Origin of the sequence: Mycobacterium sp. NPDC049093, from assembly GCF_040704635.1 — a bacterium.
In the GTDB taxonomy this organism is placed as follows: Bacteria; Actinomycetota; Actinomycetes; order Mycobacteriales; family Mycobacteriaceae; genus Mycobacterium.
This window is the reverse complement of record NZ_JBEZJS010000003.1, coordinates 250,964-267,668: the sequence shown is the minus strand read 5'-3', so window position 1 is coordinate 267,668 and position 16,705 is coordinate 250,964. Positions and strand designations below refer to the sequence as shown.

General features: G+C 67.7%; 21 protein-coding genes. 14 read left to right on the top strand and 7 right to left on the bottom strand.

The genetic code is table 11. The features are described from left to right. Positions 1-2: 2 nt before the first annotated feature. Positions 3-242, top strand: a complete 240-nt coding sequence (gene bsaP, locus AB0876_RS11750; protein WP_064887255.1) for a biotin synthase auxiliary protein BsaP — start codon at positions 3-5, stop codon at positions 240-242. After that, positions 239-946, top strand: a complete 708-nt coding sequence (locus AB0876_RS11745; RefSeq protein ID WP_526042050.1) for a DUF2567 domain-containing protein — start codon at positions 239-241, stop codon at positions 944-946. The genes bsaP and AB0876_RS11745 overlap by 4 nt, the downstream gene beginning before the upstream one ends. Here AB0876_RS11745 and AB0876_RS11740 read toward each other — a convergent pair. From AB0876_RS11740 to AB0876_RS11725, 4 genes are read right to left on the bottom strand one after another with little or no spacing between them, the layout of a single operon-like run. Next, positions 927-1,337 carry a VOC family protein gene (locus AB0876_RS11740; RefSeq protein ID WP_526042049.1) on the bottom strand — a complete coding sequence of 137 codons (411 nt, stop codon included), beginning with the start codon at positions 1,335-1,337 and terminating at the stop codon, positions 927-929. The two genes, AB0876_RS11745 and AB0876_RS11740, sit on opposite strands and share 20 nt — an antisense overlap. Before the next feature lie 48 nt (positions 1,338-1,385). Continuing rightward, on the bottom strand, positions 1,386-2,198 hold the full coding sequence (locus AB0876_RS11735; protein ID WP_526042048.1) for a helix-turn-helix domain-containing protein: 813 nt from the start codon (positions 2,196-2,198) through the stop codon (positions 1,386-1,388). A 29-nt stretch (positions 2,199-2,227) separates the two neighbouring features. Then, positions 2,228-3,559 (bottom strand): lipase family protein, encoded by a 1,332-nt coding sequence (locus AB0876_RS11730; protein WP_526042047.1) that lies wholly within the window; start codon positions 3,557-3,559, stop codon positions 2,228-2,230. A 42-nt stretch (positions 3,560-3,601) separates the two neighbouring features. After that, positions 3,602-4,294: an NUDIX domain-containing protein gene (locus AB0876_RS11725; protein ID WP_526042046.1), complete on the bottom strand. Its 693-nt coding sequence runs from the start codon at positions 4,292-4,294 to the stop codon at positions 3,602-3,604. 46 nt (positions 4,295-4,340) lie between these two features. Between AB0876_RS11725 and nadA the strand changes: the two genes are divergently transcribed. Genes nadA through nadC form a run of 3 tightly spaced genes read left to right on the top strand, consistent with a single transcriptional unit; the run spans position 4,341 to position 7,839 of the window. Then, complete coding sequence (gene nadA / locus AB0876_RS11720) at positions 4,341-5,384, top strand: quinolinate synthase NadA (protein ID WP_526042045.1); 1,044 nt, start codon at positions 4,341-4,343, stop codon at positions 5,382-5,384. Beyond that, positions 5,381-6,982, top strand: a complete 1,602-nt coding sequence (locus tag AB0876_RS11715) for an L-aspartate oxidase (RefSeq protein WP_526042044.1) — start codon at positions 5,381-5,383, stop codon at positions 6,980-6,982. The genes nadA and AB0876_RS11715 overlap by 4 nt, the downstream gene beginning before the upstream one ends. Continuing rightward, the gene (gene nadC / locus AB0876_RS11710) at positions 6,982-7,839 is read left to right on the top strand and encodes a carboxylating nicotinate-nucleotide diphosphorylase (protein ID WP_526042043.1); all 858 of its coding nucleotides are present in this window, start codon (positions 6,982-6,984) and stop codon (positions 7,837-7,839) included. The genes AB0876_RS11715 and nadC overlap by 1 nt, the downstream gene beginning before the upstream one ends. Here nadC and AB0876_RS11705 read toward each other — a convergent pair. Then, positions 7,836-8,654 carry a helix-turn-helix domain-containing protein gene (locus AB0876_RS11705; RefSeq protein ID WP_491839154.1) on the bottom strand — a complete coding sequence of 273 codons (819 nt, stop codon included), beginning with the start codon at positions 8,652-8,654 and terminating at the stop codon, positions 7,836-7,838. The genes nadC and AB0876_RS11705 overlap by 4 nt on opposite strands. 86 nt (positions 8,655-8,740) lie before the next feature. Here AB0876_RS11705 and AB0876_RS11700 point away from each other — a divergent pair, with 86 nt between their 5' ends. Next, entirely contained in the window at positions 8,741-9,151 is a 411-nt protein-coding gene (locus AB0876_RS11700) for an SRPBCC family protein (protein WP_526042042.1), read from the top strand. Here AB0876_RS11700 and rhtB read toward each other — a convergent pair. Beyond that, the gene (gene rhtB, locus AB0876_RS11695; RefSeq protein WP_491839156.1) at positions 9,148-9,783 is read right to left on the bottom strand and encodes a homoserine/homoserine lactone efflux protein; all 636 of its coding nucleotides are present in this window, start codon (positions 9,781-9,783) and stop codon (positions 9,148-9,150) included. The genes AB0876_RS11700 and rhtB overlap by 4 nt on opposite strands. 21 nt (positions 9,784-9,804) lie before the next feature. Next, on the bottom strand, positions 9,805-10,215 hold the full coding sequence (locus AB0876_RS11690) for a nitroreductase family deazaflavin-dependent oxidoreductase (RefSeq protein ID WP_491839157.1): 411 nt from the start codon (positions 10,213-10,215) through the stop codon (positions 9,805-9,807). 104 nt (positions 10,216-10,319) lie between these two features. Between AB0876_RS11690 and hisD the strand changes: the two genes are divergently transcribed. From hisD to hisI, 8 genes are read left to right on the top strand one after another with little or no spacing between them, the layout of a single operon-like run. Further along, positions 10,320-11,648: a histidinol dehydrogenase gene (gene hisD, locus AB0876_RS11685; protein WP_491839158.1), complete on the top strand. Its 1,329-nt coding sequence runs from the start codon at positions 10,320-10,322 to the stop codon at positions 11,646-11,648. After that, positions 11,645-12,784, top strand: coding sequence for a histidinol-phosphate transaminase (locus AB0876_RS11680; RefSeq protein ID WP_491839159.1), 1,140 nt, complete (start codon positions 11,645-11,647; stop codon positions 12,782-12,784). Before hisD ends, AB0876_RS11680 begins: the two co-directional genes overlap by 4 nt. Beyond that, complete coding sequence (hisB, locus tag AB0876_RS11675; RefSeq protein ID WP_491839160.1) at positions 12,781-13,389, top strand: imidazoleglycerol-phosphate dehydratase HisB; 609 nt, start codon at positions 12,781-12,783, stop codon at positions 13,387-13,389. Before AB0876_RS11680 ends, hisB begins: the two co-directional genes overlap by 4 nt. Continuing rightward, positions 13,386-14,003 (top strand): imidazole glycerol phosphate synthase subunit HisH, encoded by a 618-nt coding sequence (hisH, locus tag AB0876_RS11670; RefSeq protein WP_526042041.1) that lies wholly within the window; start codon positions 13,386-13,388, stop codon positions 14,001-14,003. Before hisB ends, hisH begins: the two co-directional genes overlap by 4 nt. Beyond that, positions 14,000-14,734, top strand: coding sequence for a bifunctional 1-(5-phosphoribosyl)-5-((5-phosphoribosylamino)methylideneamino)imidazole-4-carboxamide isomerase/phosphoribosylanthranilate isomerase PriA (priA, locus tag AB0876_RS11665; protein ID WP_491839162.1), 735 nt, complete (start codon positions 14,000-14,002; stop codon positions 14,732-14,734). Before hisH ends, priA begins: the two co-directional genes overlap by 4 nt. Continuing rightward, positions 14,731-15,561 carry an inositol monophosphatase family protein gene (locus AB0876_RS11660; RefSeq protein WP_526042337.1) on the top strand — a complete coding sequence of 277 codons (831 nt, stop codon included), beginning with the start codon at positions 14,731-14,733 and terminating at the stop codon, positions 15,559-15,561. The genes priA and AB0876_RS11660 overlap by 4 nt, the downstream gene beginning before the upstream one ends. Continuing rightward, positions 15,558-16,343 carry an imidazole glycerol phosphate synthase subunit HisF gene (gene hisF / locus AB0876_RS11655; protein ID WP_064887215.1) on the top strand — a complete coding sequence of 262 codons (786 nt, stop codon included), beginning with the start codon at positions 15,558-15,560 and terminating at the stop codon, positions 16,341-16,343. Before AB0876_RS11660 ends, hisF begins: the two co-directional genes overlap by 4 nt. After that, complete coding sequence (gene hisI, locus AB0876_RS11650) at positions 16,343-16,690, top strand: phosphoribosyl-AMP cyclohydrolase (protein WP_526042040.1); 348 nt, start codon at positions 16,343-16,345, stop codon at positions 16,688-16,690. Before hisF ends, hisI begins: the two co-directional genes overlap by 1 nt. The last annotated feature ends 15 nt before the right edge of the window (positions 16,691-16,705 follow it).

Sequence of the window (16,705 nt, the reverse complement as noted above, 5' to 3'; positions counted from 1 at the left end):
TGATGGTTCAAGACTTGCCCGCGCCCGTCGGCGCCGGCCTATACAACGTCTACACCGGGGTCCAGGCGGACGCGGCGGACGGAAGCGTCGTGCCCACTGCCGCTCAGCTCGGGCTGGAACCGCCACGGTTCTGTGCCGAATGCGGCCGCCGGATGATCGTCCAGGTGCGGCCCACCGGGTGGTGGGCCAAGTGTTCGCGGCATGGGCAGGTGGATTCGATGGACCTGGATACGCGGCGATGAGCCTCTCGGGCGAAGAGCAGAAGGTCCCGATGAGCCTCTCGGGCGAAGAGCAGGTTGCCCAGGCCGGTTCGGCTCCCGCCAATCTCCCTGGCGCACCGAGAGTTTCGCGCGAGCGTGCGGTGGTGACCGTCCTTGGGGCTCTGGCGGTGGCCGGTGCGCTGCTCGGCGCGCTGTGGGCCTGGTTGACGCCGGGGATTCATGGCGTGATCGCGTTGACCCGTAGCGGTGAGCGGGTGCACGCGTATCTGGGCAGTGAATCCGATCATTTCTTCACGTCGGCATTCATGTTCGTCGGCATGCTCGTCGTCCTGGCGATCGTGGCCGCGGTGGCGCTGTGGCAATGGGCTCCGCATCGCGGGCCCGTCATGGTCGCTGCGTTGGCCATGGGCTCTGCGTTGGCCACCGGCGTGGCTGCCGGTGTCGGTGCGGCACTGGCGCACGTGCGGTTCGGCTCGTTGGACATCGCCGGAGCCCCGGTGAGCCCGGAACATCGGGTCCAGTACGTGTTGGAAGCGCCGTCGGTCTTTTTCGGGCACACACCGCTGCAGATCGCCGGCACGATCCTGTTTCCTGCAGCCGCGGCGGCAATGGTCTATGCGCTGATCGCGGTGTCCACCGTGCGTGACGATCTGGGCGCGTGGCCTCCTGTGGAGACCCCGACGTATCCGGTGATCCCGCCGGTGGTCAGTCCGCCCGGGGCTTGACGGCTGCGGGTTCGAAAAGCTCGACGGGGTTGCCGTCGGGGTCGTCGACCTGGATCTGCCGTCCGCCCGGCCCCGTCTCCATCGTGTTGCGGAACCTGACGTCGGCCCCGTGCAACTCGGTGACGGCGGTGTCGAGGTCGTCGACTTCGAGGACGATCCGATTGAAGCCTCCGGGGGTCTGCGGCGTGCCGTCGGGCAGTGGACGTGCACCCGAGCTGCCCGGCCCGCTCAAGAACACGGTGAGATCGCCGTTGACCACGGATGCGAATGCCGGTCCTCCACGGAGTGCGACGTCGAATCCCAGGTGCCCGGTATAGAACGCCACCGCGCGCTCGACGTCGGTGACCTGGTAGCGGATCGCGCCGGTTCGGTAGGTGATGTGTCCAGACATGACCGCAGTCTGCCGATCTTCGAGGCGGATGTATTGAACAAAATTGACCTACGACTCGAGCGCGATGTGGTCATCCTTCGCGACGTAGCTGCTTCGGCGTAGTTGCTGGGCGGGGGTCATCCCGGAGAACTCCTGGAACTCCCTGATCATGTGCGACTGGTCGGCGTATCCGTGCTCGACGGCGAAGGTGGGCCAATGCGGCGGTGAGAGTGCCGATGAGACGGCGTCATGTGCGTGCCGGAACCGTTGCAGGCGAGCGAACCGTTTGGGTGACATCCCGACCTGGGCGGTGAACAGCTGGATCAGCCTGCGGTGACTGAAGCCGATTGCGCGGGCAAGCTTTTCGATCGTTGGTTGGCGGTCGAGGCTGAGCGCGCCCACCGCGAAGGCCACTTCCGGGGTCAGCCCGCGGTCGCCGCTAGATCGGGTGAGCAGCGCACATTCGACGATCGCCAAGCGCTGTGTGATCGACTTCGCCTCGCAGATCTCGGCGCGCAGGTCGGCTGCGCCGTTCCACACTGCGTCGAGATCGATGTGGGAACCCAGCAGTTCGTGCGGTGACACTCCGAGGACCGCGTGTACGCCACCCGGTTTGAAATGCACGCCCACCATTGCGGTGTGCTCACGGGCGTCGATGTCGAACGGCCGGGTGTAGGGGCCGGAGACCGCTGATCCCGAAAGTCGTTGTGCACCTTGATGGTTCGCTATGGTGATGGTGTCGGCGCCGAGGTTCACGACAAGTTCGGTGGTACCGGTGGGCAGGATGCGTTCCGCCGGGTACGTGGGTCCGTCCGCAATGCACCACAGGTGGTCGACGCTGTCGCGCAGGGCCACTGTCGGAGGCTGACGGATATAACGCATCTACCCCTATTGTGCCAGCTCGCGAAAGGTCAGAGCGGGCGCTTCCGTACCGTCCGGCCCAAAGCCACCTTGGTGGCGATTCCGGCCAGTCGCGCCATGCCCATGTAGGTGATCGGGTTGAGCAGCGTCGGCCATTTGGAACGCACGAGGTTGGCGGTCAGCGGGCGCTCGGCGAACCGGTCGTTCAGCCAGCGCAACGCCATCGGCGCCGAGAACGGGTGCAACAGCAGGTGTTCGCTGAACATGTCGCGGTGGTAGGTCACGTCGGCCCCGCCGGCCAGGTAGGTATCGGCGAGTTCGTCGATGTCGTCGACCGAGATGATCTCGTCATGCACGGCCTGCACGATCAGCACCGGCGGGACCGGCACGGCCACACCGAGTTTGGTGTCGTTGAACACCTCGGTGACCTCGGGGCCGTCGATGATCTGTTCCAGGGGCAGGTCGACCAGATCGGCCATGTCGGTGCGGAACATCCGCACGACGGCCTCCACGGTGGTCATCCGGTGCAGCCGGTCCAGGATCTTGCGTCCCTCGGTGGTGGCGTGCTCGGCGATCACTCGGTTGAGGTCGGGGTAGATGTCGGCGAGGGCGGCCACCACGAGGGCCGGCAGCCCGGAGAACACGGTGCCGTTGAGCCGGCGGAAGGTGTTTCCGAGGTTGCCGACAGGGGAGCCCAGGACGGCGCCGACGATATTGAGCTCAGGGGCGTAGCTGCCGGCCATCTCGGCTGCCCAGGCGCTGGCCAGGCCGCCGCCGGAATATCCCCACAGGCCGATAGGTGCCGTCGGAGACAACGACAGGTGCTCGGTGTTGAGCGCCGCCCGTAAGCCGTCGAGCACCCGGTAACCGGGCTCGTAGGGCGCGCCCCACATGCCGTTGATGCCCTCGTGATCGGGCACCGAGACCGCCCAGCCTTCGGCCAGCGCGGCCGAGACCAGCAGAAATTCCAGCTGGGCCAGGGAGCCGGTGGCCTTGGCGTGGTGGCGCAGGGCGTAGGAGGGGAAGCACCGGGCTGAAATTGCGTCGATCGCGCACTGGTACGACACGATCGGACAGTCCGGTGCGGCGTCGGCCGGGACGATGACGGTGGTGGCGGCAGCTTCCGGGATGCCGTTGCGGTCGGTGGAACGGAACAACAGCTGCGTGGCCTGCAGGCGCTGCGGGATCAGGCCCAGAAACGCCAGCTCGACGTCACGGCTGCGCAGGACGGTGCCTGGTTCGGCGTGCTGGAACCCCGCGGGCGGTACATAGAACGCGTCGTCGTGGGGGAGGACGGGCCGGGCGGCCTGGTCGAGCTCCTCGTGAGGTGCCCGACCGATCCATTCGGCTGCCGAGACGGTGGCTGCACTGCCCATGTCCATCCCGGCATTCTTACTTAAGGAGGGTCTAAGAAGCCAGTCGACTCACCCGGGCGGGCGCAGAGCAGCGAATTCGTCGGTCACGCGGTAGCGCGAGTCGGTGAAGCGGTACAGCGCCGCGGGACGGCCGCCGCTACGCCCGGATCGGGCGGTGGTCCCGGTGCGGGTGATGACCTTGCGGCGTTCCAGGACGCGCTGCAGGTTCGTGGCATCGACTTGGTAATCGAGCGCGGCGCTGTAGATGTCACGCAACGTGGACAGCGCGAATTCCTTTGGCGCCAAGGCGAATCCGATGTTGGTGTACGACATCTTGGCCACCAGGCGGTTGCGTGCGTGTTCGACCATCGGTGCGTGGTCGAAGGCCATCGGGGGGAGGTCGCTGACCGGATGCCACCGGGTGTCCGGCGGCAGGGTTGGGGTAGAGGGGGAGGGTACCAGGCCCAGGAACGTCGATGCGATGGTCCGCGTGCCGGGAACACGATGCGGGTCGGAAAACACCGCCAGTTGCTCGAGATGGGCGAGTTCTCGCAGGTCAACCTTCTCGGCGAGCTGTCGTCGAACCGAACTGATCAGGTCCTCGTCGTCATCCAGTCGGCCGCCCGGCAGGGACCATTTGCCCTGCTCCGGATCCAGTGCCCGCTGCCACAGCAGCACGTTGAGTGCGGGTTGCCGGGTGTCGAGGCCGCGAACCTGGAACACGACGGCGAGCACTTCGTGCGCGGTGTTACCATGTGGCATGTTTTCGATTATAAGTCGAAAACCTGACGCAGTGGAGGAGGTCGGCGTGACCGCTCTCAATGACACCCTCGCGGGGGGCTTGGCAGATCAGATCGTCGATGGTCCCGGTGGCTATTCCGGCGTTGACGGCGACGAGAAATGGGCTGCCGAGATCCGCCGTTTGGTCGATCAGCGTGGCGCGACGCTGCTGGCGCACAACTATCAGTTGCCGGCCATCCAGGACGTCGCCGACCACGTCGGTGATTCCCTGGCGCTGTCACGCATCGCCGCCGAGGCTCCCGAGGACACCATCGTGTTCTGCGGCGTGCACTTCATGGCCGAGACGGCCAAGATCCTCAGCCCCGACAAGACGGTGCTGATCCCGGATCAGCGCGCCGGTTGCTCGCTGGCCGACTCGATCACCGCCGACGAGCTGCAGGCCTGGAAGGACGAGCACCCCGGTGCGGTCGTCGTTTCCTACGTCAACACCACTGCCGCGGTGAAGGCGCTGACCGACATCTGCTGCACCTCGTCCAATGCCGTCGAGGTGGTGGCCTCGATCCCCGAGGACCGCGAGGTGCTGTTCTGCCCGGACCAGTTCCTGGGTGCGCACGTGCGCCGCGTCACCGGCCGCAAGAACCTGCACGTCTGGGCCGGCGAATGCCACGTGCACGCCGGGATCAACGGCGACGAGCTGGCCGACCAGGCCCGGTCGCACCCCGACGCCGAACTCTTTGTGCACCCTGAATGTGGTTGTGCCACCTCGGCGCTCTACCTGGCCGGTGAGGGTGCGGTTCCCGAGGAGCGGGTGAAGATCCTGTCAACGGGCGGAATGCTCGACGCGGCCCGTGAAACCCGGGCCCGACAGGTACTCGTCGCCACCGAGGTCGGCATGCTGCACCAGTTGCGCAGGGCTGCACCGGAAGTCGACTTCCTGGCCGTCAACGACCGCGCGTCGTGCACCTACATGAAGATGATCACTCCGGCCGCACTGCTGCGCTGCCTGATCGAGGGTGCCGACGAGGTGCATGTCGATCCCGAGACCGCTCGGCTGGGACGGGCCAGCGTGCAGCGCATGATCGCGATTGGTCAGCCCGGCGGCGGCGAATGACCCCGACGGGCAGCGCCCGGGGATCGAGCCGCTTCGCCTGCGGCAGTTCGACGCTGTGGCAGCAGCGCGCTGACGTTGTCGTGGTCGGCACCGGAGTCGCCGGTCTGGTGGCGGCCCTGGCCGCGCACCGCCGGGGCCGGCGAGTGGTGGTCCTGAGCAAGGCTCGCGAGACTGCGACGTTCCATGCCCAGGGCGGGATTGCTGTCGTGTTGCCGGATTCCGACGACTCCGTCGAGGCGCACGTTGCCGATACGGTCGCGGCGGGCGGCGGCCTTTGCGATCCGGATGCGGTGCGCTCCATCGTCGCGGCCGGCTACGGCGCGGTGGCGGATCTGGTGACCGACGGCGCCCAGTTCGACGAGACAGCACCTGGGCGCTGGGCGCTGACCCGCGAGGGCGGCCACACCCGCCGCCGGATCATTCACGCCGGGGGTGATTCCACCGGGGCCGAGGTGCAGCGCGCCCTCGATTCGGCAGCCGCTGAACTCGACATCCGCCGTGACCACGTGGCGTGCGAGATCCTGCGTGACCACAGTGGCGTGACCGGAGTGCTGGTGCGCAACGAGGACGGCCTGGGTCTCATCCACGCGCCATCGGTCATCCTGGCGACCGGCGGCCTCGGCCACGTGTACGCGGCCACCACCAATCCGAGTGGCTCGACCGGTGACGGCATCGCCCTGGCGCTGTGGGCCGGAGTTGCGGTCCGCGACATCGAGTTCGTCCAGTTCCACCCGACCATGCTGTACGCGGAGAACGGCGGCGGACGGCGTCCGCTCATCACCGAAGCACTCCGCGGTGAAGGCGCCGTACTCATTGACTCGCAAGGCAACTCGGTGACCGATGGGGTGCATCCGATGGGGGATCTGGCCCCCCGCGATGTGGTCGCGGCTGCCATCAACGCCCGGCTCAGCACCTCGGGTGACCCGTGCGTTTACCTGGATGCCCGGCGTATCGTCCGGTTCTCCGACCGGTTTCCCACCGTGGCGGCGGCCTGCGCGGTGGCCGGGATCGACCCCACCCGCCAACCGATTCCGGTGGTTCCCGGCGCCCACTACAGCTGCGGCGGTGTGGTGACCGACGTGTATGGACGTACCGAACTGCCCGGGCTGTTCGCCGCGGGCGAGGTCGCCCGCACCGGGATGCACGGAGCCAACCGGTTGGCCTCCAACAGCCTGCTGGAAGGGCTCGTCGTCGGCGGCCGGGCCGGCCGGTTGGCCGCCGAGCACGCAAGCGCGGCCGGTTCGGTGCGCGCCCAGGCGCCGCAGGACCGCCGTCGAGACTCCGTTGACCGAGATGTCCTGCAGCAAGCCATGTCCGAGCATGCTTCAGTGGTCCGCGACGCCGAGGGCCTGCGGCGGCTCGACGCTGTTCTGGCCGATGCGCGTTCGGTGCAGCCCGCCAACCGCCACAGCTTCGAGGATGCGGCCCTCACCGCGACCGCACGCGCGATCGCCGTCGGGGCCCTGGCCCGCACCGAAAGCCGTGGCTGCCACCATCGCGCCGATTACCCCGATACCGACCCCGCTCAGGAGCATTCCGTGACAATTCGCGCCGTAGCCGGCCGCCCCGTCCTCGATACCGCAACGGCGGTGTGCTGATGGCACTTTCGGATACTGAGCTGGCCGAGGCCAGGGCCACGATCACACGTGCGCTCGAAGAAGACCTGCGCTACGGCCCGGACATCACGACTCTTGCCACCGTGGGCGCCGATGCGATGACCACCGCCTCGGTGGTGAATCGGGAGCCAGGCGTGGCCGCCGGTGTCGACATCGCGCTGCTGGTGCTCGACGAGGTCCTCGGTGCCGACGGCTACCGCGTGATCAACCGAGTCGAGGACGGTGCCCGCCTGGACGCCCATTCGGCGATCCTGACGGTCGAGGCGCCGACCCGCGGGCTGCTCACGGCCGAACGCACCATGCTGAACCTGATGTGCCACCTGTCGGGGATCGCCACGGCGACCGCCGCCTGGGTCGATGCGGTGGCCGGTACCAACGCCAAGATCCGCGACACCCGCAAGACGCTGCCGGGCCTGCGTGCGCTGCAGAAGTACGCGGTCCGCGTCGGTGGTGGCGTCAACCATCGGATGGGGCTGGGCGACGCGGCGTTGATCAAGGACAACCACGTCGCCGCGGCGGGGTCGGTGCTTGCCGCGCTCAAGGCGGTCCGGGCGGAGGCGCCGGACCTGCCCTGCGAGGTCGAGGTGGATTCGCTCGAGCAACTCGACGACGTGCTCGCCGCCGACGTGGAATTGGTGCTGCTCGACAACTTTCCGGTCTGGCAGACCCAGATCGCCGTGCAGCGCCGCGACACGCGCTCGCCCAAAACCCTGTTGGAATCCTCGGGTGGCCTGTCATTGGACAGCGCCGCCGACTACGCCGGTACCGGGGTCGACTACCTCGCGATCGGTGCCCTCACCCATTCGGTGCGGGTGCTCGATATCGGCCTGGACACTTAATCCGCTGCGGCTCGGCGCAATTCGCGCCGGGCCGCGGTCGGCGTCCACCCGGTGTGTGCACGCATTGTGCGGCAGAGGTGCGCCTGGTCCGCGAAGCCCAGTGCAGCCGCGATATCGGCCACCGTGGAGTCTCTGCGGTGCAGATGGTCTAGCGCCCGGCTGATCCGGACCCGGTTGCGGTACCGCGTCACCGACACCCCCAATTCATGGCCGAACGAACGACTCAGCCGGTACGGGGAAACCCCGAGAGCGGCGGCAAGGGGGAACAGTCCCACGGCAGCGTCGTCGGCCTGCCTGATCGCCTCGCGGGCCTGTGCCACCAACCGCCGCTCCGAGAGCTGAGCCGGTGACCCGGCCGGTATCGGTCGTTGTGCCACCGAACGCAGCGCCGTGCCCACCAGCTGCACCAGACCCTCCGCGAGTTGATAGTCGGGATCGTCGGGACCGGCGGACAGGAGCCGCCGATGCGCCAGTTCGAGCCGGGCGTCCACATACACGGCGGTAGGGCCGATCCGTTTCGGCTCGCCGGCGAGTTGCCACCAGTTCTCGGCGTTGAGCTGCAACGACGTGCAGGCATCGCCGCCGTGTGGATGAGCGAAATGTTCGGGCTCCCCGGGCGCACCGAGATAGCCGAGCGTCGCATCGTGTTCCACCGGGCCGCCGGACCCACGACGCTGAAAGCGCCCGGAGCGCACCAGGACGAACCGCCCGTCGACCGGGCATTCAGGCTCGGACCAGTCCGCGTGCTCGCCGGTGCAGCTCCAGGTGGCGATGCTGAAATCCGGCCGGGAAATCAGCGTCTGTGCACTCAACACCTCCCACACGCTAGCCCCGCGGACCGACATCCAAGGCCCGCAAGAATGTTCAAGACACCAGGTCAGTGTCCGGCCAGACTGATGCCATGGCCTTCATCCAGATCGAGTTCGAAGTTGACGCCGACGGTGCACACGTGTGGCAGGTGATAGGCGACTGGGCCGATGGTCCGGTGCGGATGGCCCCCGGCTTCGTCACTTCTTCCGAGGCCGACGGCGACGTTCGCATCGTGACGTTCGCTGATGGTTTCGTCGCCCGCGAACGCCTGGTCAGCCGCGACGACGACGCGCGCCGAATCGCCTACTCGCTCATCGGAGACGCGGTGCGGCCTGAGCATGACAATGCCGTGATGCAGGTGGTGGCCGACGGGCCGAACCATTGCCGCTTCGTCTGGTCTCGCGATGTGCTGCCATCCGAAGTCGCCAGTCCGCTGCAGACTGCGATGGAAACGGCAGCACCGATCATCAAGGAAGCGCTGGAGGCTACGACGGGTGGCTAGGCGGTCGCGCCGCGGCGGACCAACGAGAGCACCACGGCGGCCGTCGCGAACAGCCCGGAGAACACCCGGCCGAGCATCGTCTGCTGACGCGGTGTCTGCAGCCAATTGAGCAACCGCGCCGCCAGGCCGGTGTAGAGACTCATCACGACCACGTCGACGACGACCATCGTCGCCCCGATCGCCAGGTACTGCGGGAGCAACGGTGCGGTCGGCACCACGAACTGCGGCAGCACCGCGACCAGGAACACCAAGCCCTTCGGGTTGGTCGTGTTCACCAGGAATCCGCGCGTCACCAGGGCCAGCCGGCCCCGCTCGCCCGCACCGCCCATCCGGTCGCGTAGATCCTGCGAGGCGCTACGCCATTGCTGGATCGCCAGCCAGATCAGATATGCCACACCGATCCACTTGACGATGTGGAAGGCCAGCATCGACTTGGCGACGAGGGCGCCCAGGCCGACGGCCACCAACACCAGCTGCGCGAGCAGCCCGAGCTGGAGTCCGAGCACGCTCCATGACCCACGACGTACGCCATGGGTCAGGCCGGTCGCCATCGACTGGATCGCCCCAGCACCGGGGGACAAGCTGATGGCGATCGACGCGCCGAGAAACGCGAGCCAGATCTGCCAGGTCATATGTGCAGTCTGGCGACCGTGTCAAACGATATCTGCGACGAAGACGCCCATCCGGCGGGCCGCGTTGCGGGGGATCCGGGGGAGGGTGGGATCGTCGGTACCCGCCGGCAGGACGCGCGGGTTCGTGATCTTGATGTCGCCGCGGAACAGGTGCACGTCGGCCCCACCGGCGGCGATCACGTTCTTCACCCAGTTGGTCTTGCCGTGCAGGAGCGTCACCGCGAAAACGTTGCCATTGCGGTAGCTGGTCACGATCGTCTCGTACGGCGTACCGGAGGTACGGCCCCGATGCTTGATCACGGTGAAGCCCGGCAAGCGCTTGGAAAACGGTTTGACCAGTGGGTTGATGTATTTGATCTGGAACCGCTCCAGCGCGGGCGGCACAAGCATCGGTACGCCAGGGGCGTTGTTCGGATGGTCTTTTGCGGACATCTAGGGCTCCATTCGGCAGTCTGGGACCACCCTACGGCGGGTTGTGCCGGCGGCAGCCGGCGACGGATTTTTATCAACTGGACTGATCAGGGACAATTGAACTGATGGCCGAGTTTCAGATGTCCCGTATCGACCTGCGTAACCGTGCGCTGAATGCCGCGCAGTTGCGATCCGCGCTGCCCCGCGGCGGAGTCGATGTGGACGCAATTGTGCCCAAGGTCCGCCCGATCGTGGAGGCCGTCGCCGAGCACGGCGCGAAGGCCGCGCTGGACTACGGTCATACCTTCGACGGCATCCGTCCCGACACCGTGCGGGTGCCCGCGGACCGACTCGCTGCGGCCCTTGCCGACCTCGACCCCGATGTTCGCGCCGCACTGCAGGTCGCGATCGACCGGGCCCGCATGGTGCACGCCGATCAGCGCCGCACCGACACCACCACCACGCTGGCGCCTGGTGCCACCGTCACCGAACGTTGGGTCCCGGTCGAGCGCGTCGGACTGTACGTCCCCGGCGGCAACGCGGTGTACCCGTCGAGTGTCGTGATGAACGTGGTGCCCGCGCAGACCGCCGGTGTTGATTCGCTGGTGATCGCCAGCCCACCGCAGGCCGAATTCGACGGGCTGCCGCACCCGACCATCCTGGCCGCTGCGGCGCTGCTCGGCGTCGAAGAGGTGTGGGCTGTCGGCGGCGCACAGGCCGTAGCGCTGCTGGCCTACGGCGGCATCGACACCGATGGCACGGAGTTGGCCCCCGTCGACATGATCACCGGCCCCGGCAACATCTACGTGACCGCGGCCAAGCGGATCTGCCGCTCGCAGGTCGGCATCGATGCCGAGGCCGGACCGACCGAGATTGCCATCCTGGCCGACGACACGGCCGATCCGGTGCACGTCGCCGCCGACCTGATCAGCCAGGCCGAGCACGACGAGATGGCGGCCAGTGTGCTGGTCACCGACAGCGAGGCGCTGGCCGCGGCCACCGACCGCGAGCTCGCCCGCCAGTTGGAGACCACCGTGCACGTCGAGCGCGTCAAGGCCGCGCTCTCCGGCAAGCAGTCGGCGATCGTGCTCGTCGACGATATCGATGCCGGCGTGCGGGTGGTGAACGCCTACGCCGCCGAGCACCTGGAGATCCAGACCGAAGACGCGCCTGCGGTGGCTGGCCGGATTCGTTCTGCCGGAGCCATTTTCGTGGGCGCCTGGTCTCCGGTCAGCCTCGGTGACTACTGCGCCGGCTCCAACCACGTGCTGCCGACCGCGGGCTGCGCCCGACACTCCAGCGGACTGTCCGTGCAGACGTTCCTGCGCGGCATCCACGTCGTCGAGTACGACGAGGCCGCACTCAAAGATGTGTCTGGCCATGTGATCACGCTGTCCAAGGCAGAAAACCTGCCCTCGCACGGCGAGGCGGTCCGACGGAGGTTCGAACGGTGAGCGCACAGGATGTGACGCTGGCCGATCTGCCGCTGCGCGAAAACCTGCGCGGGAAATCGCCCTACGGGGCACCGCAATTGGTGGTTCCGGTGCGGCTCAATACCAACGAGAACCCGCACCCGCCGACCCAGGCCCTCATCGACGACGTCGCCGCATCGGTCCGCGACGCCGCGGCCGAGCTCCACCGTTATCCCGACCGGGATTCGGTTCAGTTGCGCACCGATCTGGCCGCCTATCTCACGGCGGCCACCGGCGTGCCGCTCACCGTCGACAACCTGTGGGCGGCGAACGGTTCCAACGAGATCCTGCAGCAGCTTCTGCAGGCGTTCGGTGGACCGGGGCGCACCGCAATCGGTTTCGTGCCGTCCTACTCGATGCACCCGATCATCTCCGATGGCACCCAGACCGAGTGGCTGCAGGCGGCCCGCGCCGCGGATTTCGGGCTCGACATCGATGTGGCGGTGGCCGCGGTCGAGGAGCGCACACCCGACGTGGTGTTCGTGGCGAGCCCCAACAACCCGTCGGGCCAGAGCGTCTCGATCGAGGACCTGCGCCGGCTGCTGCAAGCGATGCCGGGTGGGATCTTGATCGTCGACGAGGCCTACGGTGAGTTCTCCTCGCAGCCCAGTGCGGTCACACTGATCGACGAGTTCCCGGCCAAGCTGATCGTCACCCGCACGATGAGCAAGGCGTTCGCGTTCGCCGGCGGACGGCTCGGCTACCTGGCCGCCGCACCCGCCGTGATCGACGCGTTGCTGCTCGTGCGTCTGCCGTATCACCTGTCGGTCCTCACCCAGGCGGCCGCGTGCGCAGCACTGCGTCATGCCGATGACACCCTGGCCAGCGTCGCGACCCTGGCCGCCGAACGTGACCGGGTGAGCGCCGAACTGACCCGCCTCGGGTACCGCGTGATCCCCAGCGACGCGAACTTCGTGTTGTTCGGCGATTTCACCGATGCGCCGGCGACGTGGCAGCGCTACCTGGACAAGGGAATTCTGATCCGCGATGTCGGTATCCCTGGCTTCCTGCGCACCACGATCGGTCTGGCCGAGGAAAACGACGCATTCCTGGCCGCCAGCGCCGATCTGGCTGCCACCGAACTTCAGCCCGCCAACAGCCCGGTAGGAGCATCGTGACCCGTCGCGCGAAAGTCGAACGCAAGACCAGGGAATCCGACATCACCGTCGAGATCGATCTCGACGGCACCGGTGTCGTCGACATCGACACCGGTGTGCCCTTCTTCGACCACATGCTGACCGCACTGGGCACCCACGCCAGCTTCGATCTCACCGTGCACGCCAAGGGCGACATCGAGATCGAGGGGCACCACACGATCGAGGACACCGCGATCGTGCTGGGCCAGGCACTCGGCCAGGCGCTCGGTGACAAGAAGGGCATCCGGCGGTTCGGTGACGCGTTCATCCCGATGGACGAGTCCCTCGCGCACGCCGCGGTCGACGTGTCCGGCCGGCCGTACTTCGTGCACACCGGCGAACCGGAGTTCATGGTGGAATTCACCATCGCCGGATCGCAGGCGCCGTACCACACCGTGATCAACCGGCACGTGTTCGAATCACTGGCGTTCAACGCCCGCATCGCGTTGCATGTGCGCACGCTCTACGGTCGCGACCCGCACCACATCACCGAGGCGCAGTACAAGGCCGTGGCCCGCGCGTTGCGCCAGGCCGTCGAGTACGACGCCCGGGTGACCGGCGTTCCGTCGACCAAAGGCACTCTGTGACCAAGAAAGTCATCGTTCTCGACTACGGATCGGGCAATCTCCGCTCGGCTCAGCGTGCGCTGGAGCGGGTCGGCGCGGACGTGGAAGTCACGGCCGATCCGGGCGCTGCCGCGGCAGCCGACGGTCTGGTGGTGCCCGGTGTCGGTGCCTTCGAGGCCTGCATGACCGGACTCCGGGCGATCGGCGGCGAGAAGATCATCGCCGACCGCCTGCAGCACGGTCGTCCGGTGCTGGGGGTCTGCGTCGGCATGCAGATCCTGTTCGCCCGCGGCGTGGAGTTCGGCGTGGAGTCCACCGGGTGCGGGCAGTGGCCAGGCTCGGTGACCCGACTGGACGCGCCGGTGATCCCGCACATGGGCTGGAATGTCGTCGATGCTGCGGCCGGCAGCACCCTGTTCAAGGGACTCGACGCCGCCACGCGCTTCTATTTCGTGCATTCGTACGCCGCTCAGGAGTGGTCTGGTAATCCGGACGCACGCGTCACCTGGGCGACGCATCACGTGCCGTTCATCGCCGCCGTCGAAGACGGCGCGTTGTCGGCTACGCAATTTCATCCGGAGAAGAGCGGCGACGCCGGTGCGACGCTTCTCGCGAATTGGGTTGAGGGACTGTGAGTTTGATTCTGTTGCCGGCTGTCGATGTGGTGGACGGCAAGGCGGTGCGTCTGGTGCAGGGCAAGGCCGGCAGTGAGACCGATTACGGCTCGGCACTGGAAGCTGCGGAGGCCTGGCAGCGCGACGGCGCCGAGTGGATCCACCTGGTGGACCTGGACGCCGCCTTCGGGCGCGGCAGCAACCGCGAACTGCTGGCCGATCTGGTCGGCAAGCTCGACGTGAAAGTCGAACTGTCCGGCGGGATTCGCGATGACGACTCGCTCAAAGCGGCCATGGACACCGGTTGTGCACGGGTCAACATCGGCACCGCGGCGCTGGAAAGCCCCGAGTGGTGCCGCCGGGCCATCGCGGAGTACGGCGACCGGGTCGCGGTCGGGCTGGACGTCCAGTTCGAGAACGACAGCTGGCGGTTGCGTGGCCGCGGCTGGGAAACCGATGGTGGCGACCTGTGGGAGGTCTTGGATCGCCTTGACCGCGAAGGGTGCTCGCGCTACGTCGTCACCGACGTCACCAAGGATGGCACCCTGACCGGGCCCAACCTGGAACTGTTGGCCGCGGTGGCCGACCGCACCGACGCCCCGGTGATCGCCTCGGGCGGGGTGTCCAGCCTGGAAGACCTCCGGGCAATCGCCACCCTGACCGGCCACGGTGTCGAGGGCGCGATCGTCGGGAAGGCGCTCTACGCCGAACGATTCACTCTGCCGCAGGCACTGGCCGCGGTCAGCGGATAAGCGAGGTGGGTGAGCTGGATTCGTCGAAGCTGACCGCACTGGTTGCTGCGGCCGCCGAGATTCTCGACGCGGCGTCCGTGCCGTTCATCGCCGGGCACCGCGCGGATTCGGCTGTCACCAAGCAGGGCAACGACTTTGCCACCGAGGTCGATCTGGCGATCGAGCGGCAGGTGGTGCGGGCACTGACCGAGGCCACCGGTATCGGGGTCCACGGTGAGGAATTCGGTGGTGAGCCCATCGATTCACCGCTGGTGTGGGTGCTCGACCCGATCGACGGCACGTTCAACTACGCGGCAGGGTCGCCGATGGCGGCCATCCTGCTCGGACTGTTGGCCGATGGCGAGCCGGTGGCCGGCCTGACCTGGCTGCCGTTCACCGGACAGCGGTATTCGGCGCTGGCCGGGGGACCGGTGCGGGACAACGGAACCGCGCTGCCGCCGCTGGGGTCGCCGACGTTGACCGATTCGATCGTCGGGATCCAGACCTTCAACATCGACTCTCGCGGCCGGTTCCCCGGCCGCTACCGCGTCGAGGTGCTGTCCAACCTCAGCCGGGTGTGCTCGCGGGTGCGGATGCACGGCGCCACCGGGGTGGACCTGGCCTACGTCGCGGCCGGGATCCTGGGCGGGGCCATCAGTTTCGGGCACCACATCTGGGACCATGCGGCCGGTGTGGCGCTGGTCCGGGCCGCCGGCGGCATCGTGACCGACCTGGCCGGCGATCCGTGGACGGCCGAGTCGAAGTCGGCGCTGGCCGCCGCACCCGGCGTGCACGAACGCATGCTGGAACTCGTCAAATCTGCTGGCAATCCGGAGGACTACCTGTGAGCACGATCAGTGACGTCGCGACGAGGGTGATCCCGTGCCTCGACGTCGACGCCGGCCGGGTGGTCAAGGGTGTCAACTTCGAAAACCTGCGCGATGCGGGCGATCCCGTGGAACTCGCGGCCGTTTACGACGCCGAGGGCGCCGATGAACTGACCTTCCTCGATGTGACCGCGTCCTCGTCGGGCCGGTCCACCATGCTCGAGGTGGTCAAGCGCACCGCCGAGCAGGTGTTCATCCCGCTGACCGTCGGTGGCGGTGTGCGTGCGGTCGAGGACGTCGACGTGCTGCTGCGTGCCGGCGCCGACAAGGTGTCGGTCAACACCGCCGCGATCGCCCGGCCCGAACTGCTGGCCGAGATGGCCCGCCAGTTCGGTTCGCAGTGCATCGTGCTCAGCGTCGACGCGCGCACCGTGCCCGCCGGTGACCAGCCCACCCCCTCGGGGTGGGAGGTGACCACTCACGGCGGGCGCCGCGGCACCGGCATCGATGCCATCGAATGGGCCGCCCGCGGTGCCGAACTCGGCGTCGGGGAGATCCTGCTCAACTCGATGGACCGCGACGGAACCAAGGCCGGGTTCGACCTGCCGATGCTGCGTGCCGTGCGCGCGGCAGTGGGCGTCCCGGTGATCGCCAGTGGTGGTGCCGGTGCGGTCGCTGATTTCGCTCCCGCCGTGCAGGCCGGTGCGGATGCGGTGCTGGCTGCCAGTGTGTTCCATTTCGGCGAGATGACCATCGGTCAGGTGAAGGCTGCGATGGCGGCCGAAGGAATCGTGGTGCGGTAATGCCTCTCGATCCCGACATCGCCAAGCGCCTCAAGCGCAACGCCGACGGGCTGTTCAGCGCCGTGGCGCAGGAGCGTTCCACCGGCCAGGTGCTGATGGTCGCCTGGATGGACGACGACGCACTGGCCCGCACACTGGAAACCCGTGAGGCCACGTATTTTTCGCGGTCCCGCGGCGAGCAGTGGGTCAAGGGCCTGACTTCCGGTCACACCCAGTACGTGCACTCGGTTCGCCTGGACTGCGACGGCGACACGGTGTTGCTGGAGGTCGACCAGATCGGCGCCGCCTGCCACACCGGGGCGCACACGTGCTTCGATGCGGACGTGCTTTTGCCGCCCGTGGACTGACTGCCGCGGCATTAC